The sequence below is a fragment of the Qipengyuania sp. NPDC077410 genome, assembly GCF_044543405.1.
Taxonomy (GTDB): Bacteria; Pseudomonadota; Alphaproteobacteria; order Sphingomonadales; family Sphingomonadaceae; genus Qipengyuania; species Qipengyuania pacifica.
On record NZ_JBITWB010000001.1, the window covers coordinates 1,467,281 to 1,484,152 of the forward strand.

Consider the following 16,872-nt stretch of genomic DNA (forward strand, 5'->3'; position numbering starts at 1 on the left):
TGACAAGCGGCCCGAAGGCAAAGATAATCTAGCTGCGGCTGGAACCCTGACCTGCGGCCACATCGTCCAATTCTTCGAGAATTGCGCGGTGGGCGGCATCGTCACCGATTGAGCGCTTGGGAATGTTTCCATCCGCCAGCATGGCGTTGAGTGCAGCGCGCGCACGTCCGACGCGGCTCTTGATCGTGCCGACCGCGCAGTCGCAGATAGTCGCTGCTTCTTCGTACGAAAAACCGCCGGCGCCAACCAACAGCAGCGCCTCGCGCCGTTCCGGTGGAAGGGTAAGCAACGCCCTGTGCATATCCGACAAGTGGATGGGTTCTTCCTGTCCGGCAGGCGCTGTCAGCACGCGCTCTGCAACGGTTTCGTCATACTCCCCGCGAAAACGGTTTCGGCGCATATCGGTGAGATAGGCATTGCGCAGAATGACGAAGGTCCAGGCCCGCATGCTTGTACCCGGTTGAAAGCGTTCCTGTGCGGCCCACGCCTTCAGCAGCGTCTCCTGCACGAGATCATCCGCCATGTCGGCACGCCCGCAAAGTCCGCGTGCAAACGCACGAAGGTGGGGCACGACGTCGGTCAGTTCACGCTTGAAATCGGCTTTTTCGGAGGCCGTCCGTTCTTCGGGCGGCATCAGCTGTTGGAATCCAGCTTGTCGATCAGATCCTGAAAGCTGTCAGGCAGCGGCTCTTCGACTACGGAATCGTAGAGTTGCTTGAGGCCGTTGGCCCAGTCAGGGTCTTTTTCTTTTCCGGATCCGCTGGAAGCGGCAGGTGAACCGCTGGCGGGTTGCCGCTGCGGATTTCTCGGCGTGTGTGATGTCATGGCTTAAAAGATATTGCCCTCTTAGAATTCCCGCCAGGGCCTTTGAAAAGACGCAGCAGCGGAAAAATTCGATCCCGAACGTGCTTCGCACAACGCACATGGCGGCACAGTGTTCCCACCCATTTCATTTCGGAACCAAATGGCGTGCGCAGCATACTATATCGCCGGGTAAATCGTCAGGGGCAGGAAGCTGGTCACGGAAGAGCTCCAACGCAAGGGTCGCCGCAGGCGTTGGCTGATCGATTATCCGCGCGGTATCCCGGTGCTGATATTCGTTCTCGTGACGGCGATAACAGTCCTCAGCGTGTTCTCTATCGAACGCGGTGAGGTCGAGCGCGATGCGGCAGACGTATCTCGCAAGGCGCAGGCCATGACGTCGGCAATCGAGCGCCGTGCCTATACGAGCTCGGCATATTTACGCGCAGGGGCGGCCTTGTTTTCCACACAGGCTGACGTGACCCCCGCGGTATTCCGCCGGTTTGTTTCCGAACTCAGGCTGGATTCCAATTACCGGGGTGCGGAAGGCATCGGATGGGCCCCCGTAGTCGCAGCCAATCAGTTGCGGTCTTTCGAAGGACGGCTGAACGCCGAGCGTATCAGCGACAAGATGGTCAGGCCGACCCTGCAAGAGCAGCCTCGCGAAATCCTCACCCCGATCCTCTATATGCAGCCCGATACGGCGCGTAATCGCAGGGCGTTGGGATACGACATGTATTCGCAACCCGTTCGCCGTACTGCGATGGATCTGGCAGCGGCCAATGATCGCCCCACGGCCAGCGGACCCGTCGTGCTGGTGCAGGAAGGCGGGGGCGATGCAGCCGGCTTTCTTATCTACATGCCGGTCTTCGAAGGTCTGAGCATGGCGCGTAACCTCAAGGGCTTCATTTTCAGTCCATTCAATGCATCGCAATTCCTGGGATCGGCCGCAAATCTTGTCAGCTACGAATCTGTCGGCGCCCGGTTGAGAGATGGTGAAGCCCAAGGTGAGCCGATACTTGCACAGAGCGACGGGTGGATCGATGGCCGCTCCGCTGTGACGCGCGAAGTCAGCCTGGCCAACCGGCGCATGCTGCTCGAGGTGCAGTCGACACGCGTGGAAGGCCTTTCATCCATGTCGATGATCACCTTGCTGTTCGGCCTTGCCGTTGCCAGCCTGTTAATGCTGGTATCCCGTCTTCTAACACAGCAGACTCTGGAAGACCGCCGGGCGATCATCTGGTTCGAAGAGCAGAACTCCATTCGAAACTCGCTGACCCGCGAACTCAACCACAGGGTCAAGAACACACTCGCCAACGTCCTTTCGATCGTCTCTTTGACGAGGCGTCGTTCTGGAAGTCTCGATGAGTTTGCCGAAGGGCTCGATGGCCGCATCAGGGCTCTGTCGGCCACCCATGATCTTTTAACGCAATCGGAGTGGGGCACTACCCCGATCCGTTCTGTCGTCGATGTCGAACTTGCGCCCTATGCCCGCGACGAGGAGCAGAAGCTGGAATTGGTTGGCCCGCATACCGAGCTTGCTCCAAACGACGCTCTTTCTCTCGGGTTGGCAATTCATGAGTTGGCGACCAATGCGGCGAAATATGGGTCGCTTAGCGTACCGGGCGGCTGCGTGACCGTGCGCTGGAGCCAGATGAACGAAACGCTGGCCAAGATTGAATGGGTGGAAAGTGGCGGCCCTTCCGTGTCGAAACCCATGCGCCGCGGCTTTGGAACCGACCTTATCGAGAAGATCGTGGCGCACGAATTGAGGCATCCGGTCGAGCTTGATTTCGCTCCGGAAGGCGTACGCTGCACCTTGCTGGTGCCGGTGCGCAAGCCGAGTGAATTCGAATTGCGGAAGAAGGGGCCTAGCGGTCGCGGCCGCGGTCACTAAAAAAAGACATTAAAAAACCCGGGCCGAAGCCCGGGTTTCTCATTTCATAATGTTTCCGATCGGATCAGCCGAGAGGGCGGCTCGATCCGAAGAACAGTGCCTGGCTGATGGCAGCCCGTACTGTCTGTTCCTGGAACGGCTTGGTCACCAGATACGTCGGTTCCGGACGGTCTCCGGTCAGGAGGCGTTCCGGGTAGGCCGTGATGAAGATCACGGGGACGCTGCTGATCGCAAGGATATCGTCGACTGCGTCGAGGCCCGACGAGCCGTCTGCCAACTGAATGTCGGCAAGGACGAGACCTGGTGTCTTTTCCGCGACAACTTCCTGCGCCTGCGTACGCGTGGCGGCAGTGCCGCAGACTTCGTGGCCAAGTGAGGTCACGAGATCTTCCAATTGCATCGAGATCAGGGGTTCGTCTTCGATGATCAGAACGCTGGTTGCGGATTCCTTGTCGATCTCCGAGATGGCTTCCTGCGCCAGCTGCTCGATATCCTCGGGCGACATGTTCATGATTTCACCGGCCTGGTCGGACGAGAAATCTTCGAGTGTCGTCAGAAGCAATGCCTGGCGATTGAGCGGTGTGACCGACTTGAGCCGGTGCTGGGCCGCATCTTCGTGCCCGTCGCCACCAACGGTTTCAGGCACATCAAGGTAGGCGCTCGACCAGACCTTGTTGAATGCGCGGTAAAGGGGCACGCGGCCGCCTTCGAGCGATTGTTTGAGTTCACTGTCGGCCAATGCGGCTTCGAGCGTGGCACGGACGAACGCATCTCCCGTGGCCTGTGAGCCGGTCAACGCGCGCGCATAGCGGCGCAGATACGGCAAGTTACGAGCAATCTGATCACCTAGTGACATTTAGACCCCTTCCTTAAGGTGCGCGCTTCTAACGTCCCGAAACCGCTTAGGTTCCGAGCTGCGTGCTCGCAACCCACGGTTTGACAAGCGCGCTTTTCACAGCGCATGCGCACGCCGAAATATCGTTAAACGGGGAAACGATTGTCTTGCACGAAGTAACCAATCCCATTCCGTGTGCTGCATGCCCATTGCAATCCTGTCCGGGGCTGCGGCCGCTGGACGAAACGCAGCTTTCCTACATGCAGGAATTCAAGGCCGGCGAGATTAGGCTCGATCGGGGCGACGTGCTGATCGACGAAGGGGCTTCTTACGATCGCCTATACACGCTTCTGGAAGGGGTGCTGATCCGATCGCAATCGCTCGAGGACGGGCGGCGTCAGATATTGAACTTCATGTTTCCGGGGGATCTGATCGGTCTTCAAGGAGCATTCGACGAGCCGTCGAGCCACACCATCGAAGCGCTGATCGACGCCCGCCTATGTCGGCTCAAGCGTGGCGACTTCGCAGGTTTCGTTTCGAAAAATCCTAGTCTGGCATACGACATCACGTGGCTGGCTGCGAAGGAGGAGACCGCTCTTGAGGGGCATATTCTGTCGCTTGGGCAACGCAACGCGCGCGAACGCGTCACTTACCTTGCGGTTTGGCTTATCGATCGGGCACAATCCACGTGCTTGGCAGATGAAAGCAATGTTCTCGCGTTGCCGATTACGCAGTCGCAAATAGCGGATATGCTTGGTCTATCTCTTGTCCATACCAACCGAACACTGCGCCAGTTGCAGCGCGAAGGGCTGGTGGAATGGAAATCCCGAAAAATCCATGTGCCTGATCTTGCGAAGGCGGCTGATTTCGCACAGTTCGATCGCTCTCGTGAAAAGAGCCGGCCGTTCTTATGACTGGCATTTTCGGCAGCTAAAAAAATTCATTGCGGCCGGGAACTCTACTTGAGAAGGCGCGTATTCCCTATGTCACCGCCGAGACCCCCCCTCCCGTCCAAGCGGCTGGTGATACGATCCCGAAAGGCCCCCGTTGAAATCAACGGGGGCCTTTTTTTCTAATTCCAAGTCAATAATCGTGGTCCGTCGGAAATCTTAAAAGTTACCCGAGCATTCCTGCGCTAGTAGACGCGCCCCCTAAGCTTGTGCCAAGGCAAATAACCCATGTGGCAGCTATACCAATTTCCTCTTTGTCCCTTCAGCCGCAAACTGCGCTTGCTGATGGGCGAAAAGAACGTTGCATACGAACTGGTTCGGGAAAATCCATGGGAAGGGCGAGACGAATTCTGGCACCTCAACCCTGCCGGGCGCACACCTGTTCTGCATGATGCGGGGCGGGGTACCGCGCTATCGGATAGTCAGGCTATCTGTGAATATCTGGAAGAAACGGTAGATCGTAATCCGATGATCAACGGGTCGGCTCTGCAGCGTGCGGAAATTCGCAGGCTGGTCGCGCTGTTCGATGATAATTTTTTCGCCGATGTGACCGAACCTGCTCTTCACGAAAAGATGAAGAAACGCATAGTCTTGCGCCAGTCCCCAGATGCGCAGGTTTTGCGCCAGCTCGGCCGAATGCTGCACGGACATCTCGATTACATCGATTGGCTGGTCGACACGCGGCAGTGGCTTGCAGGACCTCAGCTAAGTCTGGCCGATCTCACATGCGCCGCGCATCTTTCGGTCGTCGAATATCTGGGCGCGATCGACTGGAAGGGACACGAGCAGACCCAAGGCTGGTATATGGTCGTGAAAAGCCGTCCCAGCTTCAGGCCGCTGCTAAGTGAAAAGATGGAAGGCATACCGCCGCCTCGCGAATACGCTTCGCTGGATTTATAGAGCGGAGGCGACTCGGTCGTCGGGGCTGACGCCGAGCAGAGCGGCTACTTTTGGCAGACCGGGCAGAACCACGTACTTCGCCCACCCTGTACGATACGCCGGATCGTGCCCCCATCTTCATGATGGCAGACTTGGCTCTCTCGTCCGTAAACATGAAAGCGCGTGGCAAAATAGCCAAGATTGCCATCGGGTTGCGCAAAATCGCGTAAGGTGGAGCCGCCGTCTCGGATTGAGCGTTCCAGCACATCCTTGATCGCCGGCACAAGACGGCGCAATTGCGGCATCGTGATCTTGCCCCCCGCTTTGCGGGGGTTGACCCCCGCCTGCCATAAAGCTTCACAAACATAGATATTTCCGAGTCCCGCGACGACACGCTGGTCGAGTAGAAGCAGCTTGATGGCCTGTTTGCGTCCGCGCGTGGCTTCCCGCAGATGCTCGGGTGTAAGCATTTCACCCAGCGGTTCAGGTCCGAGCGCGGCAAAAGGTGGCCACAGGTCGAGCTCTGGCGCTAGCAGGAGGTCAACCGAACCGAACCGGCGGGGGTCGTTGAGGGCAAACACATGATCGCGCGTCGCCAGAACGAGGTGGTCATGCTTGTCGGCTTCTTCGGGATCAATACGCCAGCGCCCGCTCATGCCGAGGTGAAAAACCAGCGTTTGGTCGCGATCAGTGTGGAGCAAGCCGTATTTGGCCCGCCGCGAGAGGCCAGAAATCGTCGCTCCTGTCATCGCCTGAACGAGTCCGGGAGGGAAGGGGCGGCGCATATCGGGCCGGTTCACCCGGACACTGACGATCTGTTCGCCATCTAGAAAGCGGGCGAGCCCACGCACTGTGGTTTCGACTTCAGGTAGCTCCGGCATGTCGTGCGCTCTAACACTCTTTGCCCGGCACACAATTACCCCTAAGGCACCCAGCCATGAATGATACCGTTTCCTTCGGCTACGAAGACATCGATGCGTCCGAAAAAACCGGCCGCGTAGGCGAAGTCTTTTCGAACGTCGCCTCAAAATACGACATCATGAACGATGCAATGTCAGGCGGCATGCACCGTTTATGGAAGAACCGCTTCGTTGCTCGGGTCAAGCCTCAGCATGGAGAAACAATACTCGACATGGCTGGGGGGACTGGTGACATCGCGTTCCGCATGGCGGACCGTGGCGCCAGCGTCACGGTGTCGGACATCAACCAGGATATGCTCGATGTCGGCCTTGAACGTGCCGTGGAGCGCGGGATCGACGGTCTGGTGTGGAGCCGCCAGAATGCCGAAGAGCTGAGCTTTTCCAATCGCATCTTCGATGCCTACACTATCGCGTTCGGTATCCGGAACGTGACGCATATCGAAAAGGCCCTGAGCGAGGCGCATCGTGTGCTGAAATTCGGCGGGCGGTTCTACTGTCTGGAATTTTCCAGCGTTGAATGGCCCGGCTTCAAAGAAGCCTATGATCTCTATTCGCACAAGCTGGTGCCACAGATCGGCAAGGCCATTGCAGGCGACGAGGATAGCTATCGTTATCTGATCGAATCGATCCGGCGCTTTCCGAACATGGCCGATTTCGAATGTATGATTCGCTCTGCAGGTTTCGAAAACACGCGCGTGGAACCGATCATGGGCGGCCTGGTCGCCATCCATTCGGGATGGAAAGTCTGACCTGGTGACGCGACCAGCAACGCATATCTGGCGGCTCTTCAAGTGGGGCATCACCCTTGCACGACACCGCGCGCTGGTAGGGATCGAACACGATCCCAACGCACCGGGTCCCGTGCGCCGCATGGCGAAGCTCGCCCGCTGGGTATCTTTCACAGGCACCAGTGGGGAGCGCGATTACGCGGGGGCTTTCCGGGACATCGGGCCTGCTGCTATCAAGCTGGGCCAGACCCTCGCCACGCGGCCAGATCTTGTTGGCGAAGAGCCGGCGCGCAATTTGCTGAAATTGCAGGACGATCTGCCGCCAGTTCCCTTCGAAAAGATCAGGGCAAGCATCGAAGCCAGTTTCGAGCAACCGCTTGAAGCTCTCTGGTCGGAATTCGATCCAGTGCCGATCGGCGCAGCCTCCATCGCCCAGGTCCACCGCGCAACAACCACCGACGGCAGGCAGGTTGCCGTAAAGGTCCTGCGGCCCGGCGTTCGCGAACGGTTCGCGCGTGACATAGATACCTATGAATGGGCGGCAGCTCATCTGGAGAGTTTCGGTGTGGAAGCTGCCCGCCTTCGCCCCAGACTCGTCATTGCCAACTTCAAGCGCTGGACCAATCGGGAACTCGATTTGCGGCGCGAAGCAGCCAGCGCTTCTGAACTCGCCGAGCATATGGTCGGGACCGAAGGATACGAAATTCCGGGTATCGACTGGGATCGTACCAATGGGCGCGTGATGACCGTCGACTGGATCGATGGCATTAAAATCAGCAATACCGAAGCGCTGAAGGCCGCGGGCCACGATACCGACGAAATAGCCAGCAGGCTTGTCCTCGCTTTCCTGAAGCAGGCCATCGCTGCTGGATTCTTTCATGCCGACATGCACCAAGGGAATCTGTTCGTGAAAGCGGATGGGACCATCGCTGCCATCGATTTCGGCATCATGGGCCGGATCGATCGACGCGCGCGCATGTGGCTCGCGGAAATTCTCTATGGGCTGACCACCGGCAACTATCGCCGCGTTGCGGAGATTCACTTCGAGGCGCAGTATGTCCCAAGCTATCACAACGTGGACGAGTTCGCGACCGCGTTGAGGGCTGTTGGCGAGCCGATGCGCGGCAAGCCGGTTAGTGAGCTTTCCGTTGGCCAGATGCTCGACGGGCTGTTCGCGATTACGCGTGATTTCGACATGCAGACGCAGCCACATCTTCTGCTCTTGCAAAAGACCATGGTCATGGTCGAAGGCATTGCTACGCAACTCAATCCCAAAATCAACATGTGGGATGTCAGCGCGCCATACGTTCGCAGTTGGATCCGCGATGAACTGGGTCCGGAAGCAGCCATTGCCGATCGCATCCGCGAAGACACCCAGACTTTGCTACGCATCCCCGAACTCGTGCGCAGGATCGAGGATCGGTTCCCGCCCAAAGGCGGCGCGCCGGAGCTACCGCCTCTGCCCGATGTCGAATTGATGTGGGAAAGACGGCGCCGCACCGAACCAGGTCGCGGCTGGATGGGCTATACGATAGCAGCGGTGGCAGGGGGTCTCGCAGTATGGGCAGCGATAATGCAGGGCTGGATCAACTAAAAGCGGCACCGTGGGATCGCTTCGCCGGCTGGGATAGGTGGCCCGCACGTATACTGCTGTTCGTCGTGGCAGCGCTTCTTGTTCTTGCCGCTATCGCACCTCTCAGCGCGACTTTGGATGGAAAGCCATCGGAAGTTCCATCGCTCATTGGCGATGGGGCGCCGAACGGGCAGACTGAATCCGAGCGGGACGAGGATCTTGCGTTCTACGACCGTGTGATCGAGCGGATCGGCCACGGCGAAAACTATTACGACTTCATCGTGGAAGAGCAACGCGCGCGCGATTACCCGGTGCGACCGGGTCTCGCCGTGCGTCTGCCGACACTCGCCTGGATTCATGTCTCGCTGGGCGAGCCTGCAATGATCGCCCTTGCGGTCGCTCTACTCTTCGCATGCATCTGGGCGTGGTGGAAACGGTTGGGCGAGGAGCCTGGCGGTGCGCGCTTCCGCCTGCTCGGCACGGCGCTGATGGCAATGGGCGGTTCGCTCGGCCTCAATCGGTCTTTCTTCGTGCTGCATGAGCTTTGGGCGGGGATGCTGATCGCTTTGGCGTTCGGTCTTCATCGACCGGGGCGTTGGGGAGCGGCGCTCTTTGTCGCTGCGCTGGCGCTGGCATTGCGCGAACTGGTTTTGCCCTTCGTATTGTTGATGGCGGCGATGGCGGCGTGGCGCAAGGATTGGCGCGAAGCAACGGCTTGGATCATGCTGGTTGCTGTATTCGCAGCGATCATGGCTTGGCATCTGTCGTTGATAGCTGTGCAGGAGGTGCCTTCCGATCCAGTAGGGCCGGACTGGCTTGTCCTGCGCGGCCTTTCCGGATGGCTCGGGAATATCGTTCTGAGTTCAAACCTGCGTTTGCTTCCACATGAACTGGCCAGTCCTGTAGTGATACTGATGGCGTTGGGTTGGGCCGGATGGAAATCGTCCGCTGGCACGATGGGTACCTTTTTGTATCTGGGCTATGGTCTCGCATTCATGCTCGCGGGCAGGGCAAACAACTTCTACTGGGGCGCAGTCGTCGCACCGGCGATGTTCATCGGCCTGGCTTTCCTGCCTATGGCGCTACCCTCACTGGTCCGTGCGGCGGGAGGGAAGGCATGAATTTGCCCGACCGTCCCCTCGCGGCTTTACCACACTGGGGCGCAGCAGCGCTTCTGATTGCGACGATCCTTGCGTGCGTATGGAACGTGCGCGCGCTGGAAGCGCGCAATTCTGCGCACGAGGCAGATATAGAGCATAGGCTCGCACTTGGCGAGCGTGTCGATATGGACCTCTATCGCGCTATCGACGCTCGGGTCGCGGCGGGCGAGAATTATTACGAAGCGGCGGCTAAAGAACACCGTGAGTTCGGCATGCCGACCAGCCCTTTCGTTACGATAAGAACTCCTGTTCTGGCTTGGACAAGTGCGCTGTGGGGTAGCGACGGGTGGCGCGCAATCGCAGCATTTATGTGGGGCGCCAACGTTCTTGCCTGGTATGCGGCTTTGCGCGGCAGGGGTCGCGTGGAAGCAACTGTCGGCGCGGGATTGGCAGCATTGTTCGGAATGGTCGCATTCATCTCGGACATCCCTTTCAGTCACGAACTCCTTGCCGGCCTGATGTTATCGCTCGCACTTGCCCTATCGGTGGGCCGTTTGTGGATCAGCGGTCTAATCCTGACAGCATGCGCCATTGCGCTGCGCGAACTGGCGTTGCCGTTTCTCCTTGCGTGGGGCAGCGCTGCATTACTGGCAGGCGAACGCGCGAAAGTCTTCTCTATCTGCGGAACGCTGATGATAATTGCCTTGGGACTTGCGTTTCATGCGTTCGCCGTTGCCGGTGTACGTGAACCCGGGGACCTGACCTCTCCCGGATGGAGCGGAATGGTCGGGCCGGCGCTCGCTTTGTACGGCATACATGTCACAACATTGCTGCAAACATTACCAGTCTGGCTGGCAGGTCCGCTCGGTGTGCTGCCGCTGCCGGGCTGGTTGGCGGTGGGTGGAAGGCTGGGGGTTTTCGCCAGCGCCTGGTTTGCCGGTTTCATCGCTGCCGTTGCCATCTTTGCGCGGCAGGAAAACTTTTACTGGATGGGACTTTTCGTCCCCGCATACGGGGTAGGCCTGGCCTTCGCGCCGCGTGCAGTGACCGATCTAATTCGGGCCATCAGGTCCGCGTCGCTGGCCACCCCCACGCACGCATAGCAATTATGATGACAATGCAGTGAAGCGCCTCGACGCTCATCGGGACCATCCAACCCTGGTAGGGTCCCTCAACGACCAGATTGATTATGCGCCCAATCAGAGCGATGCCGAACAGTCCGAGAGCAGGTAACAGGACATCGCCCCGCCGCTTCCAGCCACCCCATGCAAGTGACAGTGCCGTCACGTAGAAGAATGCGGTCATGTCGCCCCTGAGGGTAGATTCTCCATGCATCGAAACGATGGCAAGGCCGAAATCCGCGCCCGAACTGCCAGGGTCGATCAGAAAGCCGGTACCAATCACCAGATCGAGTATTGCCAGTGCAAGCAGGATCGCGCTCAGGATGACATGCATGAAGACCTCCCCGTTTTCTCTTTTTTCACCATGTGACGTTAGGGTGAATATTGAAAAACGCCAGTGCTGAACGCTGGCATTGATGTACGGGGGGCGCTAGCAAGCGCATCAATGGCTTTATGGGAATGCATTCGCCGGTTCGAGTGGCAACGCACGGACATGATGCAAGCGCAGGAACGCCTCGCATGAGCGGGCCGCGAATCCTGCTCGTCATCGGTGGCGGCATTGCAGCTTACAAATCCTGCGAACTCGTCCGCCTGATCCGCAAGGCTGGCGGCTCCGTCACCTGTGTATTGACGCAAGGCGGCCAGCAGTTCGTTACGCCTATGGCGCTGGCCGCTCTTAGTGAGAGCAAGGTTTATACATCGCTTTTCGACCTCAAGGACGAGGTTGAAATGGGTCATATCCAACTCAGTCGCGAAGCCGATCTCGTGGTCGTTTGCCCGGCCACTGCGGACCTGCTTGCCAAGATGGCGGCCGGCATTGCCGATGATCTTGCGACCACGCTCATCCTCGCCACCGATAAACCGGTCCTTGCTGTTCCGGCCATGAACGTGAAGATGTGGGAACATTCGGCAACCCAGCGAAACGCAGATTGGTTACGCCAGGCCGGCGTTGCAGTTATGGATCCGGACGAGGGGCCAATGGCTTGTGGCGAATTCGGCCCCGGGCGCATGCCCGAGCCGCCCGCGATCCTTGCGCGCATCGGTCAGGAACTCGACCTCGATATAGAGGTGCCCGAACTGGCTATATTCAAGCAGGCACAGCTTTCGGCTCCCGCGCCTCGGGAAGAAGCCGAATACAATCTGGACGAACCGCTCGAGCCAGGGGACGAAGAGGAAGTCGTAAAAAGTGGCGGTGGTCTTGGGGGCCTCTTGTCGATGATAATTCCCCGTTCGACTACGCAACGCAGCCATGAGCAGATCGAAGCGGAATTGGACGATCTGCCCGAGCCCGACATGCTCGGAGGTGAAAGTCTTGGTGAAGTGAAAGAGCCGATCGCGGATGGCGGCCCGCTTCTGGCGAGCAAAGGGAAGGCATCTTCCGCACCACCGACTGATCCTGCTGCGCTCAATCACGAAGTAGCACGGCAGGACATGCGTGCCATGCCGCAACCAGGCATTGAGGAAGCACGGACGTCGGGTATTGCTTTCGAAGATTCGCCGCTTGCTGGTCAGGCAGAGTTCGACCCCGATCCCGATCACCGACCTCTGTTTGGTAAGCACGTTCTGGTGACTGCCGGTCCCACGCGCGAACCTATCGATCCGGTCCGTTACATTGCCAATCGGTCCAGTGGTAAGCAGGGATTCGCCATCGCTGCAATGGCTGCCGCGGCCGGTGCGCGTGTCACTCTGGTCGCCGGCCCGGTACATTTGCCCACGCCGGTCGGGGTCGATCGCATCGACGTGGAAACTGCGGACGACATGGCAGAAGAAGTGCGCCGCGCACTTCCGGTAGACGTGGCATTCATGGTGGCTGCAGTTGCCGACTGGAAAAGTCGGCATGTGGCAGGAGAAAAAATGAAAAAGCGCGGCTCTGCACCGCCTGCGCTGATCTTGGCAGAAAACCCGGATATTCTGGCCAGCACAGCGGCCGGTCGTAAACGACCTGCACTTCTGATCGGGTTCGCCGCCGAAACCGAGAACGTAGTCGAAAACGCCAAGTCCAAGCGCAAACGCAAGGGCGCCGACTGGATCATCGCAAACAATGTTTCAGGCGCAGAAGGCGATAGCGTGATGGGCGGTGACCTTAATCAGGTGCACATAGTCACGTCCAACGGGGTCGAAAGCTTGCCGGAAATGCCGAAGGAGGATGTGGCGCGCGAGCTTGTGCGCCGCGCGGCAGCTGTACTTTCCCCCGTAGAGGACGACGCTGACTGACCCAAAGATTCCCAAACCCTTGGCCTGCTATTCGGGCAGCAATCCCTTCCCCTCGAACCGGGCAACGGCATGGCGTACGACCTTGTCCAACGCCTCTTCGGAGAAGAAGCCGCCCGGAATGAGGCACCGCTCAATGAGGACACGGCGAAATGCACCAAACGTTTCCATGTCGGGCGCGCTCGCTTCGCTCCAGAACCGGTCGATCCCATCCTGAAACGTGATATCGGGAATGTCGTAAACGGCATGTCCCAGCGCAATGACCGGGACTCCCTTGGCCAACGCTAGCGTACCGCTCGTGCTGTTGATGGTGACCATCCCCTTCGCTCGCTCGGCTACCGGCACGATGTCGCCCCAGGCCATATAATCCACCCGGTCGGACACGCCGAGCAAGTCAGCGATCGAACTGGTCTCTTCAAGCCAGTCGTACACCCCGTTATCCAGCGGATGTTCCTTGACTACGAGGCGCGCGTCCTTGGGTGCATGCTCGGCAAAGGATCGAATGACCAACATCAGTGCATCGGTCATGCTCGCAAACGGTGAATGCAGACGAATCTGGGCATCGGAAGCAAGCTGCAACGGAAACAGGAAGTACGGCTCCTCGGAAGTCAGCAATCTTTCCGTCAGCGCTACAGCCTCTTTGCGACGATCTTTCCCGCGAGTGAGCTTGCGAGCCCATCCCATACCCTCGATGACGGGGTGCCAGGGGCGATGATTGGCCCAATGCGGATAATACCAGCGGCTGAAAATGTCCGCGACGTTGAAAAGAAGTCCTTCCGTGGCGCGACGGCGAAAGGAAGACGGTACCTGACGATGTTCGGGGACAGGAGGCAACTCTGCAGCAAACTGCCGGTACCAAGCCGGATCGCGGGGCAGGGATGAATGCCCGTTTACACCACCCAGTTCTAGAGTGACCCAGTCCGGACGGATGTAACCTTCTTCAAACACGTGAACCGGAACGTCCAGTTCCCGGCATACCGCGGTGGCAACCAGATGGTGGGGGCGGCAATCGCCGAACAGGACAACGTCGGTGACCCCTTTCTCAGCGATGATGGTCCGTAGCGTATCTGGCCATTCGTCAAGCGACTTGCGATATTCGATACCACCGGGAAGGCGCCAGAATAGCCGGTCGCCACCGTTGAAATTGACCTTGAAGACTTTGTGGCCGGATTTGATGAGTTCTTGACCGAGGCGGCGAAATACCCGGCCCATCAAGCCTTGCAGCAAAAGTACCGTTCGCGGAGAATCCGGCTTTCGGTTCTCATCCGGTTCGCGCGCCGTCATTGGTTCGGGCTCATTGCCTGAGCCACTTGCATGGTGGGCATCACCATTGAAATGTTTGAAATTCTGAACAACCACTACCGTCAATCCTTGCGCCCCTTCATAGGACACTTGGCGTGAAACGCGACGCTTATCGGACTTGTTATGAACATGAACAGGCTAGAGTCTTGAAACTGACATCTCATGAATTGCGACTTGCGTTTCTTCGCCCTAACCGGATGGCATGAGTTTGACATGATGCATCTCGTGGTTTCCCTGTTAGTAATCGCACCTGTCGCACTGCTGGTCGATATTTTTGCGCGTCCGAGAAGCGTAAGACGCCTGCGCTCTGCTCAAGGCTCATTGCTGCTGGTCCAAATTGCTTTGTTCATCTTCGGCGTTCTGCTTTTTGTAAGCGGTAATGCTATTTTGGCGGCAGTCCTCGTTCTGGCACTAAATCTTCTGTTCGTTGTCGCTTCCAACGCAAAGAACGACATGCTGGGCGAGCCCTTGTTATTTTCCGATCTGGCCTTGATCGGTGCGGTGTTCAGGCATCCACAGTTCTATCTTTCCGCTCTGGAGCGATCTCAAAAACTACTCGGCCTTGTCGCTCTGGCTGTGCTCGCTGCGGCGTTCGTTTGGCTGTTCGAAGCAAATCTGGTCACTCGACTGATTGGTTTGGGTATCAGTCTGATTACCGTCATTCTCATGCGCATTTCTCTGGAGACGAAGACCTTTAAAGCGCTGGCATCGGAGCCCGATGCGCATGCAGATGTTGCCAAACTTGGGCTTGTGAGCACCTTGCTGTTGTACTGGATTCGGTGGCGAGGCGATGCCGAGAAAGGCACCTCGTCGGCAACGGACCCATGCGACCCGGACTTGGTAGATGCCTCGGAATGCTCACCCAACGCCGAACCCGAGATCATCATCGTGATCCAGTGCGAATCCTTCGCCGATCCGGTCGAACTATTCGGAAAACGGGGTGTCGAACTTTCAAATCTCAAAACCGCCAAAAAGGACGCGGTCCTTTGGGGGAACCTGTTGGTTAGCGGGTTTGGGGCTTACACCATGCGAACCGAATATGGGGTTCTATTCGGACGCGAGGAAGATGAATTAGGCTTTCGCCGCTACGATCCGTATTTGACGGCATTGAAGGATGGCGAGTTGGCGCTTCCAAACAGATTGGGGGGCGATCGGTGGCGGAGCGTGTTCGTGCACCCTCACGATATGCGTTTCTACAGCCGCCACCGGATACTGCCTGAGGCTGGGTTTTCCCAATTGATCGATGACAGCGCGTTCGATCCGCCTTCGTCTGGCGACGGTCGCTACATTTCGGATGCAGCGCTCGCGGCAAAAATACTGGAGGTTGCTCGGATCGCGTCGGAGCGGACTTTCATTTACGCGGTGACGATCGAAAACCACGGTCCATGGTCGAGCGAGGGAGAGCCACTCGTCGCCCACTATAATCGGCTGGTGCAAGCCGGGGATTCCATGCTCGGCCAATTGCGCGATGGCATCGCTGAGCTGGGAAAGCCGGCGCTGCTGGCCTTTTTTGGAGATCATCGCCCGAGCATACCGGGGGCAAGCCTGCCGGGCGGCGATCGACATACCCCATATGCGGTTCTGCGTTTCGATGCCGCTGGAAGGGTCATTTCTGGCGGCAACCAACGCAAAGACCTCACGCCTGCGCAGTTGCATCACGCGATCCTATCACTGGGCAAACAATCGCGGAAAAAGGGTTAGCCCTACTCAGGGTTTGAGCTTGGCTAAAAGCCGATCGCGAAGGCGGGCGGGCAACAGTGCGTCCACCATCCGCAGAGCCGAGAATTGCCAAGGCGTCACGTAATGGCGCTTACCCTGTCTGCCCGCTTCGATGATGCGCCGCGCAGCCTCTTCCACGCTTAATTCCATCGGCCGGCTTGATGAGTCATTGCGGTTGGAGGGAGTGTCGATGAACCCGGGGGCTGCCAGGGTCACGCTCACGCCGTACGGCTCGACGGCAATGCGCAACGCGTCCGTAAAGCGTGCCAATCCCGCCTTCGATCCGGAATAGCCGGCAGCAAATGGCAAAGAATGATGGCCCGCCGCAGAGCCGATCACCACTATCCGGCCATGGCCGCGCTCGGCCATCCTTCCCGCGATGGCTGCCGCCATTGCAGCTGGTGTGGCAAAATTAACTTGGGCTGCGCGAAGGACCAGCTCGGGATTTTCGACCAGATCGCCCTTGGCGCGCGTATCGCCGATGCCAGCGACGAGATAGGCCAGATCGAATGGTGCTTCCTTGTCCTGGCTCAGCACGGCATCGATGGCCGCCTGTCCGTCCGTGAGGTCGAGGCAGAACGCCTGCGCTTCTGCCCCAGCATGGCTGACCTTTTCGGCTATCAAGCCGAGTCTAGTCCGGTCGCGCCCCCAAAGGCTAAGGTGTACCCCCGGCACTGCATGCAGTGATGCGAGCGCGCCTCCGAGCGCTCCCGAGGCGCCGGTGCACAAAATTCTGGTCACGGATGCATCTTTCGTCATTTCGTGACCCTTGTGCCACATTGGAGTATCCTCAAATCCTCAATTAGCTGCATTTCACCGCTTGTTTGTTGACAATC

The 16,872-nt window shown here is 58.5% G+C and carries 16 protein-coding genes; 9 read left to right on the forward strand and 7 right to left on the reverse strand.

Translation table 11 applies throughout. From position 1 onward, the window contains the following. Positions 1-28: 28 nt before the first annotated feature. Together ACIGGE_RS07150 and ACIGGE_RS07155 are read right to left on the reverse strand one after the other, a co-directional pair. Positions 29-634 (reverse strand): sigma-70 family RNA polymerase sigma factor, encoded by a 606-nt coding sequence (locus ACIGGE_RS07150; protein WP_103024499.1) that lies wholly within the window; start codon positions 632-634, stop codon positions 29-31. Next, the gene (locus ACIGGE_RS07155; RefSeq protein WP_103024500.1) at positions 634-825 is read right to left on the reverse strand and encodes a NepR family anti-sigma factor; all 192 of its coding nucleotides are present in this window, start codon (positions 823-825) and stop codon (positions 634-636) included. Before ACIGGE_RS07155 ends, ACIGGE_RS07150 begins: the two co-directional genes overlap by 1 nt. Positions 826-1,087: 262 nt before the next feature. Between ACIGGE_RS07155 and ACIGGE_RS07160 the strand changes: the two genes are divergently transcribed. Beyond that, positions 1,088-2,698, forward strand: coding sequence for a CHASE domain-containing protein (locus ACIGGE_RS07160; RefSeq protein WP_234036506.1), 1,611 nt, complete (start codon positions 1,088-1,090; stop codon positions 2,696-2,698). Positions 2,699-2,762: 64 nt separating this feature from the next. On the opposite strand, the gene ACIGGE_RS07165 is transcribed toward ACIGGE_RS07160, so the two are convergent. Continuing rightward, the gene (locus ACIGGE_RS07165; protein ID WP_397489791.1) at positions 2,763-3,554 is read right to left on the reverse strand and encodes a response regulator; all 792 of its coding nucleotides are present in this window, start codon (positions 3,552-3,554) and stop codon (positions 2,763-2,765) included. Positions 3,555-3,793: 239 nt separating this feature from the next. On the opposite strand from ACIGGE_RS07165, the gene ACIGGE_RS07170 reads away from it, so the two are divergent. After that, positions 3,794-4,447 (forward strand): Crp/Fnr family transcriptional regulator, encoded by a 654-nt coding sequence (locus ACIGGE_RS07170; protein ID WP_397489792.1) that lies wholly within the window; start codon positions 3,794-3,796, stop codon positions 4,445-4,447. A gap of 264 nt (positions 4,448-4,711) precedes the next feature. Beyond that, on the forward strand, positions 4,712-5,383 hold the full coding sequence (locus tag ACIGGE_RS07175; RefSeq protein ID WP_397489793.1) for a glutathione S-transferase family protein: 672 nt from the start codon (positions 4,712-4,714) through the stop codon (positions 5,381-5,383). A 44-nt stretch (positions 5,384-5,427) separates the two neighbouring features. On the opposite strand, the gene mutM is transcribed toward ACIGGE_RS07175, so the two are convergent. Next, complete coding sequence (gene mutM, locus ACIGGE_RS07180; protein WP_397489794.1) at positions 5,428-6,243, reverse strand: bifunctional DNA-formamidopyrimidine glycosylase/DNA-(apurinic or apyrimidinic site) lyase; 816 nt, start codon at positions 6,241-6,243, stop codon at positions 5,428-5,430. Between the two features lie 56 nt (positions 6,244-6,299). Between mutM and ACIGGE_RS07185 the strand changes: the two genes are divergently transcribed. Genes ACIGGE_RS07185 through ACIGGE_RS07200 form a run of 4 tightly spaced genes read left to right on the forward strand, consistent with a single transcriptional unit; the run spans position 6,300 to position 10,786 of the window. Beyond that, on the forward strand, positions 6,300-7,031 hold the full coding sequence (locus ACIGGE_RS07185) for a class I SAM-dependent methyltransferase (RefSeq protein ID WP_375246989.1): 732 nt from the start codon (positions 6,300-6,302) through the stop codon (positions 7,029-7,031). Between the two features lie 4 nt (positions 7,032-7,035). Further along, the gene (gene ubiB, locus ACIGGE_RS07190; RefSeq protein WP_397489795.1) at positions 7,036-8,604 is read left to right on the forward strand and encodes a 2-polyprenylphenol 6-hydroxylase; all 1,569 of its coding nucleotides are present in this window, start codon (positions 7,036-7,038) and stop codon (positions 8,602-8,604) included. Beyond that, positions 8,571-9,704 carry a hypothetical protein gene (locus ACIGGE_RS07195; protein WP_397489796.1) on the forward strand — a complete coding sequence of 378 codons (1,134 nt, stop codon included), beginning with the start codon at positions 8,571-8,573 and terminating at the stop codon, positions 9,702-9,704. Before ubiB ends, ACIGGE_RS07195 begins: the two co-directional genes overlap by 34 nt. Continuing rightward, complete coding sequence (locus tag ACIGGE_RS07200; protein ID WP_397489797.1) at positions 9,701-10,786, forward strand: hypothetical protein; 1,086 nt, start codon at positions 9,701-9,703, stop codon at positions 10,784-10,786. The genes ACIGGE_RS07195 and ACIGGE_RS07200 overlap by 4 nt, the downstream gene beginning before the upstream one ends. Here ACIGGE_RS07200 and ACIGGE_RS07205 read toward each other — a convergent pair. Then, positions 10,749-11,138: a hypothetical protein gene (locus ACIGGE_RS07205; protein WP_103024509.1), complete on the reverse strand. Its 390-nt coding sequence runs from the start codon at positions 11,136-11,138 to the stop codon at positions 10,749-10,751. The genes ACIGGE_RS07200 and ACIGGE_RS07205 overlap by 38 nt on opposite strands. A gap of 185 nt (positions 11,139-11,323) precedes the next feature. Between ACIGGE_RS07205 and ACIGGE_RS07210 the strand changes: the two genes are divergently transcribed. Beyond that, complete coding sequence (locus tag ACIGGE_RS07210) at positions 11,324-13,018, forward strand: bifunctional phosphopantothenoylcysteine decarboxylase/phosphopantothenate synthase (RefSeq protein WP_397489798.1); 1,695 nt, start codon at positions 11,324-11,326, stop codon at positions 13,016-13,018. 27 nt (positions 13,019-13,045) lie between these two features. On the opposite strand, the gene ACIGGE_RS07215 is transcribed toward ACIGGE_RS07210, so the two are convergent. Then, positions 13,046-14,299 carry a capsule biosynthesis protein gene (locus ACIGGE_RS07215; RefSeq protein WP_397489799.1) on the reverse strand — a complete coding sequence of 418 codons (1,254 nt, stop codon included), beginning with the start codon at positions 14,297-14,299 and terminating at the stop codon, positions 13,046-13,048. Positions 14,300-14,491: 192 nt separating this feature from the next. On the opposite strand from ACIGGE_RS07215, the gene ACIGGE_RS07220 reads away from it, so the two are divergent. Next, positions 14,492-16,018 carry an LTA synthase family protein gene (locus ACIGGE_RS07220; protein ID WP_397489800.1) on the forward strand — a complete coding sequence of 509 codons (1,527 nt, stop codon included), beginning with the start codon at positions 14,492-14,494 and terminating at the stop codon, positions 16,016-16,018. A gap of 6 nt (positions 16,019-16,024) precedes the next feature. Here ACIGGE_RS07220 and ACIGGE_RS07225 read toward each other — a convergent pair whose 3' ends face one another. Further along, positions 16,025-16,816 (reverse strand): SDR family NAD(P)-dependent oxidoreductase, encoded by a 792-nt coding sequence (locus ACIGGE_RS07225; protein ID WP_397489801.1) that lies wholly within the window; start codon positions 16,814-16,816, stop codon positions 16,025-16,027. Positions 16,817-16,872 lie beyond the last annotated feature (56 nt).

Coding starts and splice junctions, on each gene's coding strand:
- ACIGGE_RS07150 (WP_103024499.1), bottom strand. CDS start 634: ATGCCGCCCGAAGAACGGACGGCCTCCGAAAAAGCCGATTTCAAGCGT.
- ACIGGE_RS07155 (WP_103024500.1), bottom strand. CDS start 825: ATGACATCACACACGCCGAGAAATCCGCAGCGGCAACCCGCCAGCGGT.
- ACIGGE_RS07165 (WP_397489791.1), bottom strand. CDS start 3,554: ATGTCACTAGGTGATCAGATTGCTCGTAACTTGCCGTATCTGCGCCGC.
- ACIGGE_RS07170 (WP_397489792.1), top strand. CDS start 3,794: ATGCAGGAATTCAAGGCCGGCGAGATTAGGCTCGATCGGGGCGACGTG.
- ACIGGE_RS07175 (WP_397489793.1), top strand. CDS start 4,712: ATGTGGCAGCTATACCAATTTCCTCTTTGTCCCTTCAGCCGCAAACTG.
- mutM (WP_397489794.1), bottom strand. CDS start 6,243: ATGCCGGAGCTACCTGAAGTCGAAACCACAGTGCGTGGGCTCGCCCGC.
- ACIGGE_RS07185 (WP_375246989.1), top strand. CDS start 6,300: ATGAATGATACCGTTTCCTTCGGCTACGAAGACATCGATGCGTCCGAA.
- ACIGGE_RS07195 (WP_397489796.1), top strand. CDS start 8,571: ATGGGCAGCGATAATGCAGGGCTGGATCAACTAAAAGCGGCACCGTGG.
- ACIGGE_RS07200 (WP_397489797.1), top strand. CDS start 9,701: ATGAATTTGCCCGACCGTCCCCTCGCGGCTTTACCACACTGGGGCGCA.
- ACIGGE_RS07205 (WP_103024509.1), bottom strand. CDS start 11,138: ATGCATGTCATCCTGAGCGCGATCCTGCTTGCACTGGCAATACTCGAT.
- ACIGGE_RS07210 (WP_397489798.1), top strand. CDS start 11,324: ATGAGCGGGCCGCGAATCCTGCTCGTCATCGGTGGCGGCATTGCAGCT.
- ACIGGE_RS07215 (WP_397489799.1), bottom strand. CDS start 14,299: ATGACGGCGCGCGAACCGGATGAGAACCGAAAGCCGGATTCTCCGCGA.
- ACIGGE_RS07225 (WP_397489801.1), bottom strand. CDS start 16,816: ATGTGGCACAAGGGTCACGAAATGACGAAAGATGCATCCGTGACCAGA.